The following is a 24,653-nucleotide window of genomic DNA, read 5'->3' as shown; positions in this document are numbered from 1 at the left end:
CCCAAATCCGTGCAATTTTTATACAGGCGTCAGGACTGATTAAATTTATACAGCGGTAACAGGTAGCGTCGGGCCTCGTCGGTGATGGCCTCGAAGTACTCAGGTTCAAGGGTTCGCCACAGGCGTTGATACCAGACGTCGTCACCTTCCCCGCGGACGATCATGTTGCCTTCGTAGGCCTGCAAAAATTTGCTGCGCGCTTTTTGCAGGGTCGCCTCATCCGTTAACATGGCATCATTTGTGGCGTCATAACAGGTTTTAATCCATGCCCCCCCACTTTCTGGCAGCAGCAGCAACGGCGTGTTCATCCCCTGCTGGTAACCCTCAACCAGCTGCGACAGATAGTTCATGGCCTGTTCAGCAGACAACGCCGGGAAGCGCCATTCACCCTCTTTGCGGACAAATAACCGGCTCTCACCTTCGCCACCGCTCGCACAGTAGACAAGGTGTTCCAGCCAAAGTTGCAAACCTTGCGAAACGCTGAGCATCGACGGTCGCCAGCGCAGCAGCCCGTCGGGCTGCACGTGCTGTAGCCACCCCGTCAGATTCACACCGTTGCAGTTGAGATCGATCTCCATGCTCGTACCCGGCTGACGGCACTCAATCACCCGACCAGCCAGGGCCTGCATCTCCTGACACTGAGCCTCCCAGACGATCTCGCCGAAGGCGCCATAGGGCAGTTGACCTGCCGCGCGATATTGACGGAACAGCTTCTGCGCATCTTCCTGCTCCACCAGCGCATTCAGCAATTGCTGATTAAGCTGATAGCGGCTTAAGCCATCCAGCGTAAACGGCTCGGCATCCGGGATCTCGCTCTCTTCGGAGCGGAAGTTAACCTGCAACCGCATCTGGAAAAACGCCCGCACCGGGTGCGCCCAGAAACGCTGAAGCTGCTCAAAGGGAACGGTATCAAGCGCTAACGGTTTCAGCGTCTGGATAAAGTCGCCATGGGCTACGCCCTCCCGTTTCGCGGCGGGCAGCCATTCCCGGGCATAGCTCTGCTGCTCGTTAGCCTTGTAGTTCTCCGCATCAAACGGCATACGGCTGTGACAACAGGTAATATGCGCTTTTACGCGCTTTTCGCTCTCATCACAGTTGAGTGCCTCATCGCCCGGCAGGTAGTGGCTTTGCCCAATGTAGTCCACCAGTTCCTGCACCAACACGGAGGGGAACCGTTCGCTGTTGTCCTGGATAGAGCGGCCGATATAGCTGATATAGAGCTGCTGTTGCGCGGAGATCAACGCCTCAAGGAACAGATAGCGGTCATCATCGCGACGACTGCGGTCGCCGCGCTGCGCATTCTGACTCATTAAATCAAAGCCCAGCGGCGCCAGCGCGCGCGGGTAAATGCCGTCGTTCATGCCCAGCAGGCAGACGACCTTAAACGGAATGGATCGCATCGGCATCAGGGTGCAGATGTTTACCGGCCCGGCGAGAAAGCGCTGGCTGATACGCTCCTGGTCGAGACGCAGGGTTAATTCATCCCGCAACAACGACAGGGGGATCACTTCACCATAGTGCGAGGAGATCCCTTCATCGATGATCGCCTGCCACTGCTGCTCGATTAACGCCATCGCCGCTTCGGTTTCCTGATCCGGCAGGAAGAAATCATTGAGCATCTCGCGACATACCGGCATCCACTCATCGAGCGGGCGGGCTTTCATCAGCTCCCGACGCCAGCGGTTAAGCTGCATCAGCAGTGACGCCAGATGCCCGACCAACTCGGCAATTAAGCCGCTGGACTCATCATAAGGCAGCACGGCATTCCATTCCCCCTGGCTACTCTCCATGGCGTACCCGAGCAGCATACGCGTCAGGCCAAACTGCCAGGTGTGCTGGCCGGTGACGGGCAGCTCAAACTCCTGCACGTTGTCATCGTCCATGCCCCAGCGCACGCCCGACTCGTTAACCCACTGGCGCAGGTAGCGCAGCGCCTCCTCGTCGATATCAAAACGAGCCGCCAGGACCGGGACATCCAGCAGGGCCAGCACATCTTCCGGGACGAAGCGGCTGTCCGGCAGGGAGAGCAGGCTGACAAACGCCTGCAGGGCCGGGTGCGATTGACGCGCGCGACGGTCTGATATGGCAAACGGCAGGTAGCGGTCGCCCGTCGCACTCCCAAAAACGGCCTGGATATAGGGGCTGTAGCTGTCGATATCCGCCACCATTACCACGATATCGCGCGGCGTCAGCTGCGGATCCTCCTCCAGCATCGCCAGCAGTTTGTCGTGCAACACCTCCACTTCGCGCTGTGGGCTATGGCACAGGTGAACGGTCACGCTGCGATCGTCAGGATCGAGCCGGCGTTTGCTGTCACTGCGGGCAAACTCCGTAGCGGTGATGCCTGTCACCGCGCGGTTATCCAGCTCCAGAATGTCCCGCTGTATGTTATGCAGCAGGCTATCCGGGGTGATATCCGCAAAGGCGTCGACATCCCCTTCCCCGGAGGCGGTCAGCTCCGAGAGCATATAGATATAGTCGCGCCCCAGCTTGCCCCAGGAGGCGAGCAGCGGGTTCGGCAAGTGCTGGATCCCCTGTTCGTCAAAGAGTTCAGAGGCCGTCTCGCTGTCTTTAAACAGCGGTACCGTGCCGTCGTCAAACAGGCGACGACGCTGGCGCGTCACCATGCGGGCCAGCCAGCGGGCATCCTGAATATCTCCCCAGTAATGGCGGCAGGGGTTGGTGAAGAGAATATGAATGTCGATATGCCTGCCCAGGGCATTCAGCGCTTTCAGGTAGACCGGCGGCAGTGCGGATATTCCGCAGATAAAGATCCGGGACGGCAAACCGGCAGGCGTCTCAGAGGCGGACTCCAGGGTCGCGATAAAACGCTCATATAAATTTGCGCGGTGCCACTGCGGCTGTCCCAGCGCCTCAGTATGGGCGACCAACGCTTTCCACAGCGGCGCCTGCCAGATTTGCGCCTGGTCAAGACCGTCGACAAGCTCGCCCGCCTCCCAGCGCGTTAACCACTCCGGCCGGTAGACCAAATACTGGTCATAGAGATCCGCCGTACGTGACGCCAGCTGGAACAGCTTCCGTTTATCGGTATCGTCGTTCAGGTAGTGGCGCAGCATGACAAACTCATCATGGGTCAGCATCTCAGGCAGCAGTGACATCAGCTTCCAGCTCATGCTCTGTTTGCTGAATGCGCTCTGTTTTGGGATCTCCGGCAGTACGCGGACGAACATATCCCAGATAAAGCTGGCCGGCAGCGGGAAATCAATATTGGCGGCGATACCAAACTTCTGTGAAAGGGACATCTGTAACCACTGCGCCATACCGGTGCTCTGAACCATGATCATCTCTGGTTCAAAGGGATCGTCGAGCCGCTGCTGCTCGACAATAAATTCCATCAGTGCTTCCAGCACATCAAGACTGTTTGAGTGGTAGACCCTTAACATTGCTGCTCCAACTACTGGCTAACCGGGCAGTGCAGGCGTGTCATTTGACCCTGCCGACCCAGAGGAGAAATAAGTTTGACCGAGATGCTGACACATCCAGCCTGTGTTGTCTGCATCCTGTTTACCTGCCAGCCGCCAGGCGCATCCCCAGCGCTCAACTGGGACAGCGTCTGAGCATGACGCCAGAGCTGGCGATACTGCTCAAGCGTGACAAACCGACTGGCTAAAACACGATGGTAACCCGCCAGCGCGGTGACGACCATGACCATCAGCATCATTGCCAGCAGGACCTCCACGATGCTGAACCCTTTCTGTCTGGCTATTGTGGCTGACATAACATCCTCTCCTTCAGGGGACAAAAATCGCTCCAGCCGTGGGGCAAAAAATGTACGCCGTCTGCCTTTACCTCGCCCAGACGCCACAACGTGATGCTGTCGCTGCTGGCGATAAGCAGTGCGCGGCCCCCGGTCAGACGCAAACAGACTCGCCAGGGCTGCAGAGGATGCTGCTGGCACGCGTAGTCCACCTGCGTTTGCCAGTCGAGCGTTCTTCCCCACTCCAGCGCCGACTGGGCGGCAGCCTGATGCTGTATCGCCTGCCGTTCTGCACTGACGATACGCAGCAGCGCGTCAAGCTGCTGGTTAAGTCCGGCCAGCATCAGGCTACCCAGAATTAACAGCAGGAGCACCAGCGCCAGCGATGACATTCCCCGCTCGCGGCTCATAAATTAAACCCGGTAACGATGTGGCGCACCTCAACGCCGTCGTCATGCTCTCCGTTGACGGCGGCCGCCAGCATCAGACTCAGCTCCGGGGCAAAGCCTGCGCGGGCAATGCGCTGCACCTGAAAACGCAGGACCGTGATCCGGTCGGGATCGGTTATTCTCTCCCACCCCTTACCTTCACACTGTGTCGCGCCGCGCACTGTTTCCAGCGCACCGCCGTTCAGGCGAAACCCGGTCTGTTCCGCCGCGGCAGGCGGGGAGGTTTCCCAGCGGCCGCTGCTGTTTTCGTCCCACTGCACAATGACACATTCACCACCCTGCCCCACTTTTAACGCCTCGCCAGTGCACTCGCCCGCGCAATACCCCGCCCGCTGCAGATGTTTACCGATAGTGGTTATGCGTAGCCAAAGCTCTTCTTCAAGCTCCTGCTGTTTCGTGAGCCGCGTGACTGACTGCTGGAGCGCGGGCAAAAACCGCGCTGCGCTTAACAGCAGCACGCTGCTTATCGCCATCGCGATCAGCACTTCCGTGAGGGAAAATCCCCGCTGCTTTACCGGCATGCGAACGCTCCCTTGCCGTTGCACATCCGAATACGTCCCCATGAGGAGATGAGAATAAGCCACTCACCGGCCTGGCTTTGCAGACGCACCCTTCCGGCCCAGGCGGTATCCCGCAAACCGTAAAATCCCAACCCCGGCGTTAACTCGGAAAGGCTGATATCCGCCCACTGCGGGATTAGCACAAAGGCGTTGTCCGCCTCACACGCAGGAATCCCCGTCTTTAACAGGCACCACCGCGTGCCGTCCTGTTTGAGTGTGACGATATGGTCGCGGTTATTTCGCCAGGCATCATTGCGTAGCACCACCAGAAAATCGCGCACCTGGCGCGCCGTCTGCCATAGCTGCTGTTGCTGCTGCCAGGATCGCCAGCCATACAGCCCCGCAGCGCTCAGCGTCATGATGAGCGAGAGGGCGATCAGCATTTCCATGAGGGTAAACCCCTTTTCCTTTTTCATGGCGGCAGTGTGCCGGGGGGAAAGAAACAGGTCGAGGCGACATTAGGCGAATTACGAGGCGCTTTCCGCGCTTTATGGGGGATTGCAGCCCGTTACAATCCTCGCGGAAGCAGGCTCGCAAAAGACAACGACAGGCATAAAAAAACCGGCGCAGAGTGCGCCGGTTGTGTCAGGATTGCAGCATCAGACCGCTACAGGCGCTTTGATCCCCGGGTGCGGGTCGTAGCCTTCGATTTCGAAATCTTCAAAGCGATAGTCGAAAATGGAGTCCGGCTTACGTTTGATAATCAGCTTCGGCAGCGCGCGCGGCTCGCGGGTCAGCTGCAGATGAGTCTGCTCCATATGGTTGCTGTACAGGTGGGTATCCCCCCCGGTCCAGACAAAATCACCCACTTCCAGGTCGCACTGCTGGGCCATCATATGCACCAGCAGCGCATAGCTGGCGATGTTGAACGGCAGGCCGAGGAAGACATCGCAGGAGCGCTGATAGAGCTGACAGGAGAGTTTGCCATCCGCCACGTAGAACTGGAAAAACGCATGGCACGGAGCCAGGGCCATCTTGTCCAGTTCGCCCACGTTCCAAGCCGACACAATGATACGGCGTGAATCGGGATCGTTTTTCAGCTGGTTCATCACGGTGGTGATCTGGTCAATGTGGCGACCATCCGGCGTAGGCCAGGCACGCCATTGCTTGCCGTATACCGGGCCCAGATCGCCGTTTTCATCCGCCCATTCGTCCCAGATAGAGACATTGTTCTCGCGCAGATAAGCGATGTTGGTGTCGCCCTGCAGGAACCAGAGTAGCTCGTGAATGATTGAGCGTAAGTGGCAGCGCTTGGTTGTGACCAGCGGAAAGCCTTCCTGCAGGTTGAAGCGCATCTGGTGCCCAAAAATGGAGAGGGTGCCGGTACCGGTACGATCGTTTTTTGGCGTGCCCTCATCGAGCACTTTTTGCATCAGTTCAAGATACTGTTTCATGATTCCTCAGGAGACCTGTTGCTGTGGACGACGGTACGCCCAGACCATCATTGCGATACCCGCGACGATCATCGGAATGGAGAGGATCTGCCCCATGCTGATGTACTGGACCCATGTCCCGGTAAATTGCGCATCCGGCTGGCGGAAGAATTCCACGATAATGCGGAACGCGCCATAACCAATCAGGAACAGGCCAGAGACGGAGCCCGTCGGGCGCGGTTTACGGATGAACAGGTTCAGAATGATAAACAGCACCACCCCTTCCAGCGCCATTTCATACAGCTGCGACATATGGCGCGGCAGGACGCCGTAGGTGTCGAAAATCGACTGCCATTCCGGGTGCGACGGCAGCAGAGCCATATCTTCGGCACGGGACTGCGGGAACAGCATAGTAAACGGTACGCTCGGGTCGACACGGCCCCACAGCTCGCCGTTGATAAAGTTACCGAGACGGCCTGCGCCCAGACCGAACGGGATCAGGGGCGCAATAAAGTCAGAGACCTGGAAGAAGCTGCGTTTGGTGCGCTTCGCGAAAATGACCATCACCAGAATGACGCCAATCAGGCCACCGTGGAAGGACATGCCGCCGTCCCAGACGCGGAACAGGTAGAGCGGATCGTTCAGGAAGACCGGGAAGTTGTAAAAAAGCACATAGCCGATACGTCCACCGAGGAAAACGCCGAGGAAACCGGCATACAGCAGGTTTTCCACTTCGTCTTTGGCCCAGCCGCTGCCCGGGCGTTTGGCGCGACGGCCAGCCAGCCACATGGCAAAGACGAAACCGACCAGATACATCAATCCGTACCAGTGCAGCGCGACGGGTCCTACTGAGAAAATGACCGGATCAAACTCCGGAAAATGCAGATAGCCACTGTTCATCTGTCACCACAAGATGTTGTTATTCCGCTGAAAGTGGACAGCGGTAGAGAAGCGCGCAGAGGAGTACCCTGCGCTCCAAAGTTGCGAATCATAGCACAAGCGAGCGTGGAGGTTGCGCCAGAGATGTAAAAGATGTGTATAGGGGTTTGTATCCCCCGGCGCAGACGCTGAGGGATACCTGGTGCCTAACGTCCGCCGCGGATCAGCCCGCCCATGCCGCGACGCTCCATAAAGGCCGCCACCTGATGCCGCACCTCCGTTGCCAGCTGGGCTTCAAGGCTGCGTTTCGCCAGCTGCTGAGCCTCTTCAAAGTCGATATGGCGCAGCAGATACTTCACGCGGGCAACGGAACGTCCGTTCATGGACAAGTGGCGGAAGCCGAGACCAATCAGGATCGCTACACACATTGAGTCGCCCGCCATCTCACCGCATAAACGCAGATCAATACCGTTGGCGTCCGCCTCGCGGGCAATCATCGCCAGCGCGCGCAGCATCGCCGGATGCAGGCTGTCGTAAATACTCGCCACCCGGGTGTTATTGCGATCCACCGCCAGCATGTACTGGGTCAGGTCGTTGGTACCCACCGAAACAAAGTCGACTCGCGTGGCCAGCTGCGGGAGCATAAAGACCATCGACGGGACTTCCAGCATCACGCCAATGCGCGGCTTCGGTATTTCGTAGCCGATCATCTCTTCGACTTCGCGTCCGGCACGCTCGATCAGGCGGCGGGCTTCGTCGATTTCGTCAATGCTGGTGACCATTGGCAGCAAAATGCTGAGGTTGCCGGTCGCCGCATTGGCGCGCAGCATGGCGCGCACCTGGATCAGGAAGATCTCCGGCTGATCGAGAGTAATGCGGATCCCGCGCCAGCCCAGGCAAGGGTTCTCTTCGCTGATGGGCATGTACGGCAGTTGCTTATCCGCGCCAATGTCCAGTGTACGTAGCGTCACCGGCTTGTCGTTGAACATCTGCAGCATGCCCTGATACTGCGCCACCTGCTCTTCTTCGGAGGGGAAGCCGCTTTGCAGCATGAACGGGATCTCGGTGCGGTAGAGACCGATACCATCAATACGGCTACCGAGCTTCTCTTCATGTTCCGGGCTTAACCCGGCATTGAGCATTACCTTGATGCGCTCACCGCTTTTCAGCGCCGCAGGTTGGTTGACGTCGTCTTCCGCCAGACGGCTCAGCTCGTTCTCTTCGCTGATAAGGCGCTGATATTCCTGCAACAGTACCGGTTCAGGATCGACCAGCAGCTCGCCGCGATAACCGTCCACCACCAGCGTTCGGCGGTGCAGCGCAGAGGGCTGAATATCGGCCCCCATTACGGTCGGGATCCCGAGCGCCCGCACCATAATGGCGGCATGGGAGTTGGCGGCGCCGTCGCGAACCACGATCCCGGCCAGTCTGTCCTGCGGCAACTCTGCGAGCGTGGTGGCGGAAAGCTCATCCGCCACCAGCACAAAGCGCGGCGGCCAGGTATTGGCAGCCTGAATGGTATCATCGAGATGGAACAGCAGACGCTGACCTAAGGTACGCAGATCCCCGGCACGCTCTTTCAGATAGCCATCGGTCAGGGCGGCAAACTGTTCGGCGAATTTTTCGACGACCTTTTTGACGGCCCACTCCGCCACCGAGCCCCTGTCGACCTCATCAAACAGCTCCCGACGGAGCCGGGCATCAGACAACAGGTGTGAATAAAGATCGAAGATCGCTGCCGTCTCTTTTTGCGCACCTGCGGCATAGCGCTTGCTGTAGCGGCGAAATTCGTTGGCAGCCTCCTCCAGCGCGCCGGTCAGACGTTCGCGCTCAAGGGCGGTGTCCAGCGTAGAGGCTTCGTAAACCTGCTCCATGAGCGGCAGCGTGGCGTCCATCCAGCCTTCGGCGATCGCGACGCCGGGTGAGGCCGGCAAGGCGCGAATACGTGTCTGCCGGTACTGACCAAACAGCGCCGCGAGCTGGGACTGGGAGAGAATAGCCGCCATTTGCGTGGCCAGCGTAACGAGGAATGACTCCTCGCTTTCGTCGTACTGACGCAGTTCGCGCTGCTGCACAACCAGCACGCCCAGCAGCTGACGACGCTGGATGATCGGTACGCCCAGGAAGGCGCGAAAACGCTCCTCTTTTACGGAGGGGATATATTTGAAGCTGGGGTGTTTTTGCGCATCGGCAAGGTTGATGGGTTCGGCCAGACGCCCGACCAGACCCACTACGCCTTCATCAAACGCCAGCGCAACGGTACGACCACGCGGTTTTTTCAATCCGCGCGTGGCCATAAGGTAGTAACACCTGCGGTCGTGGTCGGCCAGATAGACCGAACAGACCTCGGTTTCCATCGCAAGGCAGATATCAGTGACCAGAATATCCAGCGCCTCGTTGAGCCGTGGGGCACTGGCCACCTTCTCGACTATTTCGCGCAGGCGGGTGAGCATAATGTGCGTAGCTTAACCTCTTTTACGTCGCCAGGCAGGTGCGCTCTGGGGCTTAGGAGGAACCTCCTGAAGCATCATTACGGCACTTGCGAACTCTTTCATCACCCTACGGTAAACATCGCGCTTAAACGACACGACCTGCCGAACGGGATACCAGTAGCTGACCCAGCGCCAGCCATCAAACTCAGGCGTGCTGCTGGTTTGCATATTGATATCCGCATCGCTGCTCACCAATTGCAGAAGAAACCATTTCTGTTTCTGGCCGATACATACCGGCTTTGTGTCCCAACGCACCAAACGCTTCGGTAACTTGTAACGCAACCAGTTGCGGGTCGAAGCCAGAATGCGAACATCCTTGCGGCTTAAGCCAACTTCTTCGAACAGCTCCCGATACATCGCTTGCTCTGCGGACTCTCCAGGGTTAATCCCGCCTTGGGGAAATTGCCAGGAGTGCTGACCATATCGCCGGGCCCACATGACCTGCCCCTGGCGATTACAAATTACGATACCTACATTCGGGCGGTAGCCATCGTCATCAATCACCGGACTACCCCAAACTAAACCTTATATATAAATGATTGTTTCACACTCCAGTGAGGCGGTAAACCACTCTCTTTCGGGCCTGGAGCCGAATAACATTTGAATAACTCACAATTATCATCGGAGTTATAAACAGATGACCGCCCGGAAGGGCAATTTTATACACTTTTTCTGTGGATAGAGTTGTGAAGAAGTATGGAATTACCGATGGACAACCCAGATCACTCTGAATATTGCAGAGATTAGCGTTTTTTACAACTCTCTATTTTTCATTAGTTTAAATGAGATTATCTGTGAAATGCACAGCATTGTGTGATGCAGGTCACCTGAAAGATCGTTGTGCTGATGAAAGATCGAGCAACGTCGGTTTTATCCACAGATTGTGCCAATAAGTTAGGCACATTTTGTCTGAATTTTCGATTTTCGTCGCGCGTCAAGGCTGTAAATGGAAACAGTAGTGGGGGTTATTCCCAGTTATCCCATTTTTCTGTGGATAACTGGGTGTAAGATCCTGTTTATTGTCAGTGACCAGATTTGGACAACCTGGATAACCGACCGGCAGCGCAGGGGAAAATGGCCATAAAAATACATATAAATCATTAACCTGGCACATGCAAAAAGAAAAAGATAAACTCTCTCAGTGCGGTGGAAAACTGCTGTTCATTTTTTAACCAAAAGGCAATTATCATGCTTCCCCTCGCTCCTCTCTCTTCGCCTCCTGCTACAGAAGCGGTGTTACTGCAACAAGCGCAGCGTCTGGCGGGCTATTCGCTCGGTGAACTCGCTGCCCTGGCAGGCCTGCCCATTCCGCCCGATCTTAAGCGCGATAAAGGCTGGACAGGCGTTCTGCTGGAGCTGTGGCTGGGTGCCAGCGCGGGCAGTAAGCCTGAACAGGATTTTGCCGCCTTAGGGGTAGAGCTCAAGACCATCCCTATCGACAGTGCAGGCCGGCCCCTGGAGACAACGTTTGTCTGCGTGGCGCCGTTAACTGGCAATACGGGGATCACGTGGGAGAGCAGTCACGTGCGGCATAAGCTGAAACGCGTGCTGTGGATCCCGGTTGAAGGGGATCGCGCGATCCCGCTGGCCGCCCGTCGCGTGGGAGCCCCGCTGATCTGGAGCCCGAACGAAGAAGAGGATCGTCAGCTGCGTCTGGACTGGGAGGAGTTGATGGACATGATCGTCCTGGGTCAGGTTGAGCGCATCACTGCCCGCCACGGCGAGGTGCTCCAGCTACGGCCAAAAGCCGCAAACAGTAAAGCGCTCACCGAAGCCATTGGCGCACGCGGCGAACCGATCCTCACCCTGCCCCGGGGCTTTTATTTGAAAAAAAACTTCACGGGCGCGTTGCTGGCACGTCACTTTCTTCTGAATACCTGACTTTTTAGCCAGAATGTTGCTTTTTATCACACATTTCCCTGTTTTTTCAGAATTGACCACTTTCAGAAAAACAACGGCAGAGTTATTACTACACTGATAACTAACACGAGCCAGGCGGAGGTAACAAGAATGAAGAAATGGGCAGTGATAATCTCGGCAGTTGGTTTAGCGTTTGCCGTTTCTGGTTGTAGCAGCGACTACGTCATGGCGACCAAAGATGGTCGTATGATTCTGACCGACGGCAAACCCGAAGTCGACGATGATACCGGGCTGGTCAGCTACCGCGATCAGCAGGGTAACAATATGCAGATTAACCGCGACGAAGTTTCACAGATTATAGAAAGATAATAGTAAAGGTCAGCGGCTTGCTGGCCTTTTGATTTTTCCCTTCCCCTCTGTCATGTTTATAGTCCTTTGTCGGGAATTTCCTGACGCAGATAACATGTCAAATAAGGAAGCCGGCTATGCATTATCACCGTATCCCCCATAGCGCTCTTGAGATAAGCCAACTGGGGTTGGGCACAATGACATTTGGTGAACAAAATAGCGAAGCCGATGCCCATGCACAACTCGATTACGCCGTCAGCCAGGGCATTAACCTGATTGATGTCGCGGAAATGTACCCGGTGCCGCCGCGTCCGGAAACGCAGGGATTAACTGAAACCTACGTCGGTAACTGGCTGGCAAAGCGCGGTAATCGCGAAAAGCTGATTGTCGCCTCCAAGGTCAGCGGCCCCTCCCGCAATAACGACAGCGGCATTCGCCCGAATCAGGTCCTCGATCGTAAAAACATCCGCGCCGCGCTGGACGCCAGCCTGACGCGTCTGCAGACCGATTATCTCGATCTCTATCAGGTTCACTGGCCGCAGCGCGCAACAAACTGCTTTGGCAAACTGGGCTACAGCTGGAGCGACAGTGCCCCAGTCGTCACGCTGCTGGAAACCCTGGAAGCGTTAACCGAGTGCCAGCGCGCGGGCAAAATCCGCTACATCGGCGTCTCTAACGAAACGGCGTTCGGCGTGATGCGTTATCTGCACCTGGCAGACAAGCACGACCTGCCGCGTATCGTGACCATTCAGAACCCGTACAGCCTGCTGAACCGCAGCTACGAAGTGGGTCTGGCGGAGGTGAGCCAGTATGAAGGCGTTGAGCTGCTGGCGTACTCCTGCCTGGGCTTTGGTACGCTGACCGGTAAGTATCTTAACGGCGCAAAACCGGCGGGAGCGCGTAATACCCTGTTCAGCCGCTTTACCCGGTACAGCGGCGAGCAGACGCAAAAAGCGGTGGCGGCCTATGTCGATATCGCCAGACGTCACGGGCTCGATCCGGCGCAGATGGCGCTGGCCTTTGTGCGCCGTCAGCCGTTTGTCGCCAGCACCCTGCTGGGCGCGACCACCATGGAGCAGTTGAAAACGAATATCGAAAGCTTCCATCTGGAGTTGAGCGAAGAGGTGTTAGCGGAGATTGAGGCGGTGCATCAGGTATATACCTATCCGGCGCCGTAATAAACGCAAAAAGGCAACGACAGTTGCCTTTTTAGTTTCACTGGTCGGGTAAGGCGAAGCCGCCACCCAACAAGTCGCTCTGGCGGCGCTTCGCTTGCCGGGCCTACAAGGTCAAAGGCGGAATTCGTAGCCGCCGCCACATCATCGCCGACGCTGCCACACCCACAGCGCCGCTATCGCCACCGCAAACAATCCGCCAAACCCGACGCCAATGCCCACCACAGGCACGCCCACCTTCACCGCAAGCGAGTAAAGACCGAGCATCAGCAGCATGGCGGCGTTTTCGCCGAGATTTTGCACCGCGATGGCATTTCCCGCGCCGACGGTATGCTTCCCGCGTTCCTGGAGCAGCGCGTTCAGCGGCACCACAAAGAAGCCCCCGCAGATCCCCATCAGGAAGAGCAGCGCATAGGAAGGCAACAGCGCATGTTGCAGGGCGAAGATCAGCACCACCAGGCCGATCAGGACCCCGGCAGGCATGCAGCGGGCAACGGTTTGCAATGTCACCAGCTTCGCCGCGGCCCCCGCGCCCAGCACGATCCCCACCGCCACCATGGCATTGAGATAGGTCGGCGTGGCGTTATCGGTAATGCCCAGCGCCGTCGGCACCCAGAGCACCAGCAGGAAGCGCAGCGTCACCCCTGCACCCCAGAACATGCTGGTGCCCATCAGCGAGAAACGGGTTTCGCCGTTACGCCACAGCACGCGACAGGCGTTAAAGAAGCTGGCGGTCATCGGCGTAAAGCGCCAGGACTGCCCCGGACGCGCCGCCGGCAGTTTCGGGATAAACAGGTTGGCGATCACCGCCCCGCCATACACCACGGCACAAACTCCCAGCGCCGCCAGCACGTGCCAGTCTGCCAGCACGCCGCCGGCTACCGAGCCCAGCAGGATCGCCGCAATGGTGGAGGCCTCCATCAGCCCGTTGGCTTTCACCAGCTTATCGCCGGTGGTGAGTTCACCGAGAATACCATATTTGGCCGGGGAGTAGGCTGCCGCCCCGACGCCCACCAGCGTATAGCCCACAAATGGATTGACGCCAAAGCAGATACTCGCCGCTCCCAGCAGTTTCAGGCTGTTGGCAAACATCATCACGCGCCCTTTGGCGAAGCTGTCCGCCACCTGGCCGACAAAAGGGGCAAAAATGATGTAAGCGCCTACAAACACCATCTGCAGGATCGGCTGGCTCCAGTCCGGGTAAAACTGGGATTTAAGCAGCGCCAGAGTGGCAAACAGCAGCGCGTTATCACCAAAGGCAGAGAGAAACTGGGCGGCGATAACCGCCATCATCCCTTTCGACCAGATGGATGTGTTAGTGGGTACTGACTCACTCATCATGCGTCTCCGCCTGTTCAACCATGCCTTTCAGGGTGACAAAATCCGGCTTACCGCTGCCCAGCACCGGAAGTTGCTTGAGATAACGAATATCACGCGGCACGGCCAGCTCAGGGATGCCATGTGCGCGCGCATGTTGCAGAAGGAGATCGCGTTTCAGCTCGCTGTCGGTAGTAAAGAGCACCAGGGCTTCACCTTTACTGGCGTCGGCCTTCACCGCAGTGGCGTGCATTTTGTCAGGGGATACCGCCAGCGCCAGCTGTTCCACCATCTCCAGCGAGACCATTTCACCGGCGATTTTGGCGAAGCGCTTCGCCCGCCCCTGGATCTGCACGTAGCCCTGATCATCGAAGCGCACGATATCGCCGGTGTCGTACCAGCCGGTCTCCACCTCGCCGTTGGCGTTTTCCGCCGTCGGCGCTTCCAGCACGCCCGGATTTTCCACCCGCAGATAGCCGTTCATGATGTTCGGCCCTTTCAGCTGCAGACGTCCGCCCTCTTCAATGCCCGGCACAGCGAGCAGACGGGCGTCCATTCCCGGCAGAATGCGTCCTACCGTTCCCGGTTTGGCCGCCATCGGCACGTTAATAGAGACCACCGGCGCGCACTCGGTGACGCCGTAGCCCTCCAGAATGCGCAGACCAAATTTGTCCTGCCACAGCTGGCGGGTGCTCTCCTGCAATTTTTCCGCCCCGGCCACCACGTAGCGCACGCGATGGAAATCATACGGATTGGCAAAACGGGCGTAGTTGCCGAGGAAGGTCGAGGTGCCAAAGATCACCGTGCAGTTACGGTCATAGGTCAGCTCCGGCACGATGCGATAGTGCAGCGGGCTCGGATAGAGAAACACCTCGGCACCGGTCAGCAGCGGCGTGAACAGCCCCACCGTCAGGCCAAAGGAGTGGAACAGCGGCAGCGCCGACATAAAGCGATCCCGGGCGGTGAAGTCGGCGATGGTTTTGATCTGCTCGACGTTGGCCAGCAGGCTTTTATGGCTATGGACCACCCCTTTCGGGTTCCCCTCCGAGCCGGAGGTAAAGAGGATCACCGCGGCATCTTCCGGCTGCTGTTTCACCTGCGCCAGATGCGGCATCAGCAGGTGAGCAAAAATCCACAGCTTATCGCCCGCGGTGACTTCCGCTTTCAGATCTTCAAGGAAGACCCAGCGCACCTGGGTGAGCTGCTCCGGCAAATGCCAGAGTTTGCCTTTATCAAGAAACGTGCGTGAGGTGAAGACGGTCTTGATCTGCGCGGCGGTGAAAGCGCTGCTGAGCCCTTTCACCCCTGCGGTGTAGTTGAGCATGGCCGGGACACGACCGCGGGAGACGGCGCCAAAGATCACCGCCGCGCTGATCCCGGCGTTCGGTAGCATCAGGCCAATCTTCTCCCCTTGCTGGCTGTATTTCTCAAGGATACGGCCGACAAACAGCGTCTTGGTCAGCAGCTTGCGATAAGTATCAGGCGCAAAATTGATATCATCGATACAGTTTTTCTTCGCGCCATAACGGTACATCGCCGTCAGCAGCGACTCATACAGCGTTTCACGCGGACGCACCGCCATCCGGGCTTCCATCATGATCTGATGCAGCATCTCCCCGGCGATCTTACGTCGGTCGCGGGCACGGGGTGCATCGGGCATCGGCAAGGTGGTTGGCGGCAGCAGATGCAGGGTAATCCGCGGGAACAGGCGCTGCTTCACCAGCCCTTTCAGGCGACTGAAAAAGGTGAGTTCTGCGCCTTCAATGCGCACCGGCACTACCGTCGCGCCCGATTTCGCCGCCACAAAGCCCGCGCCGTCATAAATTTTCATCAGCGAGCCGGTGATGGAGATGCGCCCTTCCGGGAAGATCACCACCGGGCGTCCCTGCCCGATCAGACGCACCAGATGTTTGATCATCATCGGTTTGGTGGGATCGAGCGGAACGAACTCAATCACGCTCGACAGCCAGCGCATGTACCACTGCTGGCTGATGGAGGTGTAGACTGCAAAGACCGGGCGCACGGGTAAAAACAGCGCCAGCAGAATGCCGTCAATAAAAGAGACATGGTTGGGGGTAATAATAACGCGTTCAGCGTGCAGAGCCTGGGTGTCGCCAGTCAGACGGACGCGAAAGAGGATACGAAACAGTGTGCGGAAAAACCCAAATAGCATTTCAACTCCCTTTGCTTTTCAATTAGCCGGGTTACGGTAAATTGTGGCAGATTACACGAGAAGTGCGGTGGGAGCGACAACCGGATAGGGACAAAAAAAAACCTGCGCATCTGCGCAGGTTGGTGCAAGAGATGAGTACGCAGTACGTACTAAGAATTCTCACCAATCAATACCTCTGGGATCTTGATTGTGGCTCCGGGCCCTCGACTTCACCAGCGCAAAAAAGCAAGGGAATGAGCCGAAGTGCAACCAGGTGTGAATTTTCTCCCTGGCTGTTACATGTTGAACAACAAGCAAAAAAAAACCTGCGTAAGAACGCAGGCTGGTGTAAAGCGTGTCGGTTAACCTGGGGTCAACTTCACCTATCAATACCTCTGGGATCTCAAATGTAGCAACGCGGCCCAAACCCCTGCCAGCAGACAATCGCAACAGCCTGAGGCAAAGTGTAACCAAAGATTCAAATTCACCCTCTTCTGTCACGCTTCGCTGTGTAACGATTACACCGTTTCCGCCAGCGTTTCTCACCTTTGTGAATTACCTCACCGCCCTGCGCTTGAACACACCTCACTTTTCCGCAACACTATTGAGTGTGTAAACGCTTACCCTAACAAGAAGGTAGAGAATGGCGACAATAAAGGATGTGGCCCGACTGGCGGGTGTTTCCGTCGCCACGGTTTCACGTGTGATCAACAACTCCCCGAAAGCCAGTGAAACCTCCCGCCAGGCGGTGCTGACCGCCATGGAATCTCTGAACTATCACCCCAACGCCAACGCCCGGGCGCTGGCTCAGCAGTCTACCGATACCGTCGGGCTGGTGGTGGGCGATGTCTCCGATCCCTTTTTCGGCGCGATGGTCAAAGCCGTCGAGCAGGTCGCCTACCAGACCGGTAATTTTCTGCTGATCGGCAATGGCTACCACAACGAGCAGAAAGAGCGTCAGGCGATTGAGCAGCTGATCCGCCATCGCTGCGCGGCGCTGGTGGTACATGCCAAAAAGCTGCCGGATGAGGAGCTGGTGCATCTGATGAAGCAGATCCCCGGCATGGTAATTGTGAACCGCATAATTCCCGGCTATGAGCAGCGCTGCGTGGCGCTGGACGATCGCTACGGCGCCTGGCTTGCCACCCGCCACCTGATCCAGCAGGGGCATACCCGTATCGGCTATCTCTGCTCCAACCACCCCATCTCCGACGCCGAAGATCGGCTGCAGGGCTACTACGATGCGCTGCGTGAGAATGACCTGCCCTGCAACGATCGCCTGGTCACTTATGGAGAACCCGACGAGCGCGGCGGCGAGCAGGCGATGACCGAGCTGCTGGGACGGGGGCGTAACTTTACGGCGATCGCCTGTTACAACGACTCGATGGCCGCCGGGGCGATGGGGGTGCTGAACGATAACGGCATTGACGTGCCGGGGGATATTTCGCTGATTGGCTTCGATGACATTCTCATCTCCCGCTATGTGCGCCCGCGCCTGACCACGGTGCGCTATCCTATCGTCACTATGGCGACCCAGGCGGCGGAGCTGGCGCTGTCACTGGCGGATAAACGCCAGCCGCCGGAGATCACCCACCTATTCAGCCCAACGCTGGTGCGCCGTCACTCCGTTGTGCCGCCGGCAGAGTCCGCCAGCGAATAGCGGTAGAGGTGCACGGTTTTGTCCGGGTACTCCAGACCGTCACCGATGTAATGCCAGCCGTAGCGCTCATAAAAATCGCGGCAGGCAGACCAGAGATGCAGTTCGCTAAAGCCGCTCTCTGCGGCGTAGCGCTGAACGTGCCGCTGTAATTTCCCCGCCAGCCCCTGTCCGCGCGCCGCGTCGTCCACATACAGCGCCGCCAGCCAGGGATGGAGATCCTGGCGGGTAATCAGATCGCAGCGCCATAACCCCACCGTGCCGAGCAGGCGTTTCCCTTCGGTAGCAATAAAGGTGAGCGGCAGCGCGCCGGGGGTCTGGCTATAGGTCACGACGCTGGCAAAAAAGTCACGCGACAGGCCGTCACCAAAGGCCTGCCACAGCCAGTCAATCACCTGCTCCGCGTGATGCGGGGCGGCGTACAGCGGTTGAATAATCACATCAGTTTCCCCTGGAAAAGGGGGACCGACTCAAACAGGTAGCCGTCAAAGTCCGGGGCGTCCTCGTCGGAGAGCTCCAGCAGACTCTTTTTGACATTTTCCAGATGCTGCCACATCGCCTGCCAGGCACCCATCACGTCGCGACGACGCAGGGCGGCGAGGATGGTTTGTCTGTCGCCCAGCCACTTCAGGCGATACGCCCGGCTGGCGATATGGGCGTTGAACTGCTGCCAGAGCGGGCTGCTGTCCATGTGATGCCAGATACTTTCGACGGTGCCCAGCAGCATCTGATTCTGCGTTGCCCCCGCCAGCACCAGATGGAACATTTTATTGTTGTCCTGGCTGTTATCGTTGGCGGCGATCGCCCGCTGCTCTTGCTCGATGATGCGGCGCAGGTTATCGATGTCCGCCCGGGTCGCCATCTTCGCAGCAAAGGCGGCAATGTTACTTTCAAGCAGCTGGCGCGCCTGCAAAATCTCGAACGGGCCAACGTCGCTGTGAAAGAAGCGCTCTTCCTCGTTCTCATGCTCTTCAGGAATGCGCATCACGTAGACGCCGGAACCCTGGCGAATATCCACGGTGCCCTGTAACTCCAGCATCAGCAGCGCCTCACGCACGATGGTACGGCTGACGCCGTAGGTTTCCGCAATGTTGCGCTCCGGCGGCAGACGTGAGCCCACGGGATAGTGCCCCTGGACGATCTGGGCGCGTAAATCCTCGCCAATCTCCTGGTACTGCTTTTTTTCCGCCGGGACGACAGCCTTATCCACGTTATCACCTGTACTGAGAGTTAATGCGCGGGCCGGGCAACTTCCCGGCCAGTTTGTGCCCTATGTTACCAGAAGCGTCGCACTCTTCGCCTACTTCCATTCATCATCAATGGTCAGGGTCAGCACGCGCTTATCGCGCAGTTGCCGGAACCAGCTGGCCGATTTTTTGGGGCGTCGGGCGCGGTTGTCCGCCAGATCGATCTCAATCAGGCCGTAGCGGTTCTTAAAGGCGTTCATCGGCGAGACATTATCGGTGAAGGCCCACAGCATGTAGCCGTGGCAGTTGGCCCCCTCCTCCCGCGCCAGCAGCGTGTAATAGAGGTGTTCGCTGATAAAGTTGATGCGGTAGTTGTCCTCGATGATGCCATCGCGGTTACGGTACTGGCCTTCGTTTTCCACCCCCATCCCGCTTTCGGCTACGAACCAGTCGATATTGCGGTAGTCGTTTTTGATGCGCATCGCCATGTCGTAGATGATGCGCGGGGCGATCTCCCAGCCGCGGGAGGGGTTCATCCTTCGCCCCGGCAGGTCAAACGGCTCGTAGTAGTATGCCGGATGGAACGGCGTCTCGGGATGCCAGGCCCGGGACGGCGCCTTCACCCGGTGCGGGTAATAGAGGTTGATCCCCAGCTCATCGACGGTGTTCTCCGCAATAAGCGCCAGTTCGTCGTCGTTGTACTCCCACCGCACCTGGTGTTTTTCCAGCAGGGTGAAGAGTTCCTGGGGATAACGCCCATGTACCAGCGGATCGAGGAACACCCGGTTGTAGAACAGATCGTAGATCTCCGCGGCCTTGATGTCGTGGGCAGCCCGGGAGCGGGGATAAGTGACTTCCGGATTGAGAATGCAGCCCACGCTGCCGCTGTAGCCCTTCTCGCGGAACAGCTTCACCACCTTCGCCGTCGCCAGCACTTTGTGGTGGTTCCACTGCATCCAGGTATGGGTGTTCTGTTCATAAGGCCAGCGCAGGGCGTCGAGGTATACCCGGGTCTGCACCACTATCGGCTCGTTGAAGGTAAACCAGCGCTTCACCACATGGTGATAGCGGGCAAAGACCTGTTCAGCATAGCGGGTGAACAGCTCGACCACATGCTTCGACGCCCAACCGCCGTAGGTTTCCAGCAGCGTACCCGGCAGCTCGTAGTGTTCAAGGCAGATCATCGGCTCAATGCCCTGACGATGCATCTCAGCGAACAGAGCGTCGTAATAAGCGGCGTACTCCTCGTCCACCGTGGCATTTTCGTAGTCGGTAAGAAAACGCGACCAGTTGATGGAGGTGCGGTAGTGGGTCAGCCCCGCCTGCTTCATCAGCGCCACATCTTCACGGAAGCGGTTGATAAAGTCAGTCGCCACCGCCGGGCCGTAGCCGTTGTGCCACACCTGACGATCGTTTTTGTACCAGAGATCGATCCAGGAATCCTGCCCGGCTTTTTTGCCGCTCCAGCCCTCGGTTTGCCAGGCGGAGGCCGCGGCCCCAAGGATAAACCCCTCGGGGATAGTCATCTGTTTAATACTCATGCGTTATTCGTCGCCTCTTGGTTCGCGGCCTGCATCGCGGCCTGCTCTGCCCGGCGTGAGGCAATCTTCACAAACGGCAGATAGATCAGTACGGCGGTGATAATGCAGACCAGCTGGGTTACGACCGCGCCCATCGACCCGGCGGTAGAGAGCCAGGCGTTGATCAGCGGCGGCGTGGTCCAGGGCACCATCACCACCGCTTTGCCGGCAAAGCCAGTAACAGTGGCAAAGTAGCCGATAGTGCCGGTCACCAGCGGGGTGATGATGAACGGGATCGCCAGAATCGGGTTGAGCATGATTGGCATACCGAAGATCACCGGCTCGTTGATGTTAAAGATCCCCGGGCCGATGGAGAGCTTGGCGATCTCCTTCATCTCTTTGCGTTTGGTGCCGATCATCACCGCGATGAGCAGGCCGATGGTCAGACCCGAGCCGCCGATGCTCATATAGACATCCCAGAACGGCATGGTGATGATGTTCGGGATCTCTTTGCCCTGCTCAAAGGCGCTCATGTTGACGGTGATCGCCCCCAGCAGCAGCGGCTCACGGATCGGCTTGATCATCTGGTTGCCGTGGATCCCTATCACCCAGAAGAGCTGGGCCACGAACATCAGCAGCAGGATCCCCGGCAGGCTTTGCACTACCCGCTCAAGCGGCTGCTGCACCACCTGGTATACCGCATCGTAGAGGTACATGCCGGTGAGCTGATGGAAGACAAAGCCGAAGGTGGCGATGGTGGTGGTGGTGATGATCGCCGGGATCAGGGCCGAGAACGAGGCCGAGACGTTTGGCGGCACGGTGTCCGGCATCCTGATTTTCAATCCCGGACGCCCCTCCAGCCAGCAGTAGATCTCCACCGAAAGGATGGCGATAAACATGCCGAGGAAGAGGCTGCGGGTATCCGAGAACTGGCGCAGGAGCACATCTTTTACCATGTGCATTTCGCCATCGACCATCATCTCAACGGTGGTCGGGGTGACGCAGATAAAGCAGATCACCGCCAGCAGCCCCGGGAACAACGACTTAATGCCGTTGATGCGCCCCAGCTCAATGCCGATCAGGAACACGGCCCCGATATTGAGGAAGTTGAGCGTGGCGTAGTTCAGGGCGCTGGTAATCGGTTTCAGCGCGGCGAGAAACGAAAGCGACTCAAAGCTGGCTAAGCCGTTTTTCGGATCCAGCACCATATTGGAGATCAGCACCGAAAATGCGCCAACAATGATGACCGGCATTAAGGTGATGAAGGCGGACTTTATCGCCATGATATAGCGATAACTGTTGAACTTTGTGGCGAAACTGCCCAGAGAGTTGATCAGTTTTTCCTGTAATGCCATAGGGTAGTACCTCAGTAAAAGGGCCTTTATTGGGATTTAGGTGTTCAGCCGGCTTCTATTGGCATACCAAAAATAGCTTCTGGTGAAGATTTGTTCTGTGATTAAGCTCCCAACGCGGTAAGAGGTATCCCGGAGTATGATTTAACAACACTTTGGTATGCCACTTGTCGTTACTCCTTCATCTGTTGCCAGAAAGCGTGATCCTGATGGGGGTTTCACCCTCCCGCCCGGCTTATGCCTCTGAACGTCTGTGATAAACTTCCGTGCATAACGTGTTAGCAGGAATATCGAATGGCAACAATGCTGGATGTCTCACTGCGTGCGGGCGTGTCGAAAGCCACCGTGTCGCGCGTACTGAACGGCACAGGTCAGGTAAAAGAGAGCACCCGTCAGCAGGTGTTTAACGCGATGGAAGAGCTGGGCTATCGCCCCAATTTCCTGGCGCGATCGCTGGCGAACCGGACCAGCAACAGCATTGGTCTGGTGGTCTCAACCTTTGACGGTTTTTACTTTGGTCGCCTGCTGCAACAGGCCTCCAGGCAGACCGAAACGCACGGCAAGCAGCTGATTGTCACCGACGGTCACGACACCCCGGAGCGGGAAGAGGAAGCGGTGCAGATGCTGGCCGATCGTCAGTGCGATGCCATCGTGCTCTACACCCGCTACATGAGCGAAAAAGCGATCATGAAGCTCATCAACAGCGTGAAGATGCCGCTTATCGTGATCAACCGTGACGTCAGCCAGGCGCGGGAGCGCTGCGTCTTCTTCGAACAGCAGGAGGCGGCCTTCAACGCGGTGGAGTACCTGATAAGCCAGGGGCACCGGGAGATCGCCTGCATAACCGTGCCGATCCACACCCCTACCGGCAAGGCGCGGCTGACGGGCTATCGCAAGGCGCTGGAGAAGCACGGTATTCCCTGGGATGAGAGCCGGGTGAAGTATGGCGATTCGGGGATGACGCGCGGATACGAGCTGTGTCAGGAGCTGCTGAACGAGAAGGTGGGGTTCAGCGCCCTGTTTGCCTGTAACGACGATATGGCGCTGGGCTCGTCGAAGGCGCTGCACCAGGCCGGGCTGCGCATTCCAGAGGATGTGTCGTTGTTCGGCTTCGATGACGCACCGTGTGCGAAGTGGCTGGAGCCGGGGCTTTCTACCGTCTACCTGCCCATCGACAATATGATCACCACCGCGATCGATCAGGCCATCCGGCTGGTCAAAAACGAGCCGATCGAAGCGATCCCGCCCTTCACCGGCACGCTGGTGTTACGCGATTCGGTGGCGACGGGACCCTGGTGGGATCAGAACAGTTCGAGGGCGAGCAGTTCCTGAATGGTCTGGCGGCGGCGGATCAGGCGCGCCGCGCCCTTATCGAACAGCACTTCCGGCAGCAGCGGGCGGCTGTTGTAGTTAGATGACATAGACGCGCCGTATGCGCCGGTATCGTGCAGCACCAGATAATCCCCCGGCACGACCGGCGGCAGCGCGCGGGTTTCCACTTTTCCGCCCTCCAGCTGGGTAAACACATCCCCGGATTCGCACAGCGGCCCGGCCACCACCGTCTCCACGAGATCGGCCTGAGATAAGTCGCGGCCATCGGCAGCCAGCGCTGAAATGTGGTGGTAGCTGCCGTACATGGCCGGGCGCATCAGATCGTTGAAGCCCGCATCGATCAGCACGAAATGGCGGCTGCCCATCGCCTTCACGCTGCGCACCTGAGACACCAGAACGCCCGATTCGGCGACGAGGAAACGCCCCGGCTCGATCTCCAGCTTCACAGGGTGGCCCAGGTGGGCGGCGATTTTGTCGCGCGCGCCATTCCAGAGGCCGTAGTAGTGATCGGTATCGATCGCCTCTTCCCCTTCGCGATAGGGGATCGACAGCCCGCCGCCCGCGGAGATCGCCTCCAGATCCTGACCAAACTCAATCACCTGGCGCACCATGGCGCCGCACACCTGCTCGAGATGGCCGTAATCCACGCCGGAGCCGATATGCATATGAATGCCCACCAGCTTCAGGTTATAGCGTTGCAGTACGGTCAGTGCCGCAGGCAGATCGCTGTACCAGATGCCATGTTTGCTGTTTTCGCCGCCGGTGTTGGTCTTCTGGCTGTGGCCGTGACCAAAGCCCGGGTTAACCCGCAGCCAGACGCGATGGCCCGGCGACACCTGACCGAGCTGCTCCAGCATATCCACCGAACCGGCATTGACCGGGATCTGCAGCTCATGCACCCGCGCCAGGGTGGCGCTGTCAATCAGGTCAGCGGTAAAGACAATCGCATCGCTGTCGATCTGCGGATCGTAGCCCGCCGCCAGCGCACGCTCGATTTCACCCAGCGACACGGAGTCGACCTTGACGCTCTGCTCGCGCATCAGGCGCAGAATATGGATGTTAGAGCAGGCTTTCTGGGCAAAGCGCACCACGTCAAACTGATGCAGGGCGGCAATTTTGTCGCGGATGATCTGCGCGTCGTACACCCATACAGGGCAGCCAAACTCGGCGGGCAGGCGCAGCAGGTTGTCGGCATTGAGATCGGTATCGGTGTTGTTCAGCGGGCGTGGCATGGTGCTCTCCGGAAAATCGATTTTTACTGATTACGCCACAGCGCGAAGAG

The 24,653-nt window shown here is 58.0% G+C and carries 21 protein-coding genes; 5 read left to right on the top strand and 16 right to left on the bottom strand.

Translation table 11 applies throughout. The features are described from left to right. Nucleotides 1–29: 29 nt before the first annotated feature. The 9 genes from recC to rppH form a co-directional block, all read right to left on the bottom strand. Nucleotides 30–3,404 (bottom strand): exodeoxyribonuclease V subunit gamma, encoded by a 3,375-nt coding sequence (recC, locus tag DVA44_RS04570; protein WP_114385834.1) that lies wholly within the window; start codon nt 3,402–3,404, stop codon nt 30–32. A gap of 11 nt (nt 3,405–3,415) precedes the next feature. Continuing rightward, nucleotides 3,416–3,739, bottom strand: a complete 324-nt coding sequence (locus DVA44_RS04565) for a prepilin-type N-terminal cleavage/methylation domain-containing protein (protein WP_114385833.1) — start codon at nt 3,737–3,739, stop codon at nt 3,416–3,418. After that, nucleotides 3,724–4,128: a DUF2509 family protein gene (locus DVA44_RS04560; RefSeq protein WP_114385832.1), complete on the bottom strand. Its 405-nt coding sequence runs from the start codon at nt 4,126–4,128 to the stop codon at nt 3,724–3,726. The genes DVA44_RS04565 and DVA44_RS04560 overlap by 16 nt, the downstream gene beginning before the upstream one ends. After that, nucleotides 4,125–4,688, bottom strand: a complete 564-nt coding sequence (locus tag DVA44_RS04555; RefSeq protein WP_114385831.1) for a prepilin peptidase-dependent protein — start codon at nt 4,686–4,688, stop codon at nt 4,125–4,127. Before DVA44_RS04555 ends, DVA44_RS04560 begins: the two co-directional genes overlap by 4 nt. Further along, nucleotides 4,679–5,143: a prepilin peptidase-dependent protein gene (locus tag DVA44_RS04550; protein WP_114385830.1), complete on the bottom strand. Its 465-nt coding sequence runs from the start codon at nt 5,141–5,143 to the stop codon at nt 4,679–4,681. Before DVA44_RS04550 ends, DVA44_RS04555 begins: the two co-directional genes overlap by 10 nt. A gap of 183 nt (nt 5,144–5,326) precedes the next feature. Further along, nucleotides 5,327–6,121, bottom strand: coding sequence for a thymidylate synthase (gene thyA / locus DVA44_RS04545; RefSeq protein ID WP_103180965.1), 795 nt, complete (start codon nt 6,119–6,121; stop codon nt 5,327–5,329). A 6-nt stretch (nt 6,122–6,127) separates the two neighbouring features. Then, entirely contained in the window at nt 6,128–7,000 is an 873-nt protein-coding gene (gene lgt, locus DVA44_RS04540) for a prolipoprotein diacylglyceryl transferase (protein WP_114385829.1), read from the bottom strand. A 185-nt stretch (nt 7,001–7,185) separates the two neighbouring features. Next, nucleotides 7,186–9,432, bottom strand: coding sequence for a phosphoenolpyruvate--protein phosphotransferase (ptsP, locus tag DVA44_RS04535; RefSeq protein WP_114385828.1), 2,247 nt, complete (start codon nt 9,430–9,432; stop codon nt 7,186–7,188). 12 nt (nt 9,433–9,444) lie between these two features. Further along, nucleotides 9,445–9,975 (bottom strand): RNA pyrophosphohydrolase, encoded by a 531-nt coding sequence (gene rppH, locus DVA44_RS04530; protein ID WP_103180968.1) that lies wholly within the window; start codon nt 9,973–9,975, stop codon nt 9,445–9,447. A gap of 684 nt (nt 9,976–10,659) precedes the next feature. On the opposite strand from rppH, the gene mutH reads away from it, so the two are divergent. The 3 genes from mutH to DVA44_RS04515 all read left to right on the top strand — a co-directional run bounded on the left by mutH (nt 10,660) and on the right by DVA44_RS04515 (nt 12,857). After that, nucleotides 10,660–11,352 carry a DNA mismatch repair endonuclease MutH gene (gene mutH, locus DVA44_RS04525; RefSeq protein ID WP_103822739.1) on the top strand — a complete coding sequence of 231 codons (693 nt, stop codon included), beginning with the start codon at nt 10,660–10,662 and terminating at the stop codon, nt 11,350–11,352. A gap of 129 nt (nt 11,353–11,481) precedes the next feature. Continuing rightward, nucleotides 11,482–11,700, top strand: coding sequence for a YgdI/YgdR family lipoprotein (locus DVA44_RS04520; RefSeq protein WP_039029896.1), 219 nt, complete (start codon nt 11,482–11,484; stop codon nt 11,698–11,700). Nucleotides 11,701–11,816: 116 nt separating this feature from the next. Then, the gene (locus DVA44_RS04515; protein ID WP_103180970.1) at nt 11,817–12,857 is read left to right on the top strand and encodes an NADP(H)-dependent aldo-keto reductase; all 1,041 of its coding nucleotides are present in this window, start codon (nt 11,817–11,819) and stop codon (nt 12,855–12,857) included. 141 nt (nt 12,858–12,998) lie between these two features. On the opposite strand, the gene lplT is transcribed toward DVA44_RS04515, so the two are convergent. Together lplT and aas are read right to left on the bottom strand one after the other, a co-directional pair. After that, the gene (gene lplT, locus DVA44_RS04510) at nt 12,999–14,192 is read right to left on the bottom strand and encodes a lysophospholipid transporter LplT (protein WP_114388371.1); all 1,194 of its coding nucleotides are present in this window, start codon (nt 14,190–14,192) and stop codon (nt 12,999–13,001) included. Continuing rightward, nucleotides 14,185–16,344 (bottom strand): bifunctional acyl-ACP--phospholipid O-acyltransferase/long-chain-fatty-acid--ACP ligase, encoded by a 2,160-nt coding sequence (gene aas / locus DVA44_RS04505; protein WP_114385827.1) that lies wholly within the window; start codon nt 16,342–16,344, stop codon nt 14,185–14,187. The genes lplT and aas overlap by 8 nt, the downstream gene beginning before the upstream one ends. A 622-nt stretch (nt 16,345–16,966) precedes the next feature. On the opposite strand from aas, the gene galR reads away from it, so the two are divergent. Next, the gene (galR, locus tag DVA44_RS04495; protein WP_103180972.1) at nt 16,967–17,983 is read left to right on the top strand and encodes an HTH-type transcriptional regulator GalR; all 1,017 of its coding nucleotides are present in this window, start codon (nt 16,967–16,969) and stop codon (nt 17,981–17,983) included. Here the strand turns inward: galR and DVA44_RS04490 are convergent. The 4 genes from DVA44_RS04490 to DVA44_RS04475 all read right to left on the bottom strand — a co-directional run bounded on the left by DVA44_RS04490 (nt 17,944) and on the right by DVA44_RS04475 (nt 22,042). Next, the gene (locus DVA44_RS04490; RefSeq protein ID WP_103822742.1) at nt 17,944–18,420 is read right to left on the bottom strand and encodes a GNAT family N-acetyltransferase; all 477 of its coding nucleotides are present in this window, start codon (nt 18,418–18,420) and stop codon (nt 17,944–17,946) included. The genes galR and DVA44_RS04490 overlap by 40 nt on opposite strands. Then, nucleotides 18,417–19,190, bottom strand: a complete 774-nt coding sequence (locus DVA44_RS04485) for an FCD domain-containing protein (protein WP_114316875.1) — start codon at nt 19,188–19,190, stop codon at nt 18,417–18,419. Before DVA44_RS04485 ends, DVA44_RS04490 begins: the two co-directional genes overlap by 4 nt. A 90-nt stretch (nt 19,191–19,280) precedes the next feature. Further along, on the bottom strand, nt 19,281–20,708 hold the full coding sequence (locus DVA44_RS04480) for a glycoside hydrolase family 1 protein (protein WP_114316874.1): 1,428 nt from the start codon (nt 20,706–20,708) through the stop codon (nt 19,281–19,283). Continuing rightward, nucleotides 20,705–22,042 carry a PTS sugar transporter subunit IIC gene (locus tag DVA44_RS04475; protein WP_114385825.1) on the bottom strand — a complete coding sequence of 446 codons (1,338 nt, stop codon included), beginning with the start codon at nt 22,040–22,042 and terminating at the stop codon, nt 20,705–20,707. The genes DVA44_RS04480 and DVA44_RS04475 overlap by 4 nt, the downstream gene beginning before the upstream one ends. Nucleotides 22,043–22,333: 291 nt before the next feature. Here DVA44_RS04475 and DVA44_RS04470 point away from each other — a divergent pair, with 291 nt between their 5' ends. Further along, complete coding sequence (locus DVA44_RS04470) at nt 22,334–23,371, top strand: LacI family DNA-binding transcriptional regulator (protein WP_114385824.1); 1,038 nt, start codon at nt 22,334–22,336, stop codon at nt 23,369–23,371. Here DVA44_RS04470 and lysA read toward each other — a convergent pair. After that, the gene (lysA, locus tag DVA44_RS04465) at nt 23,341–24,603 is read right to left on the bottom strand and encodes a diaminopimelate decarboxylase (protein WP_114385823.1); all 1,263 of its coding nucleotides are present in this window, start codon (nt 24,601–24,603) and stop codon (nt 23,341–23,343) included. The two genes, DVA44_RS04470 and lysA, sit on opposite strands and share 31 nt — an antisense overlap. Nucleotides 24,604–24,653: the final 50 nt, after the last annotated feature.

This window comes from Leclercia sp. W17 (assembly GCF_003336325.1).
Taxonomy (GTDB): Bacteria; Pseudomonadota; Gammaproteobacteria; order Enterobacterales; family Enterobacteriaceae; genus Enterobacter.
This window is presented reverse-complemented; position numbering and strand designations above follow the sequence as displayed.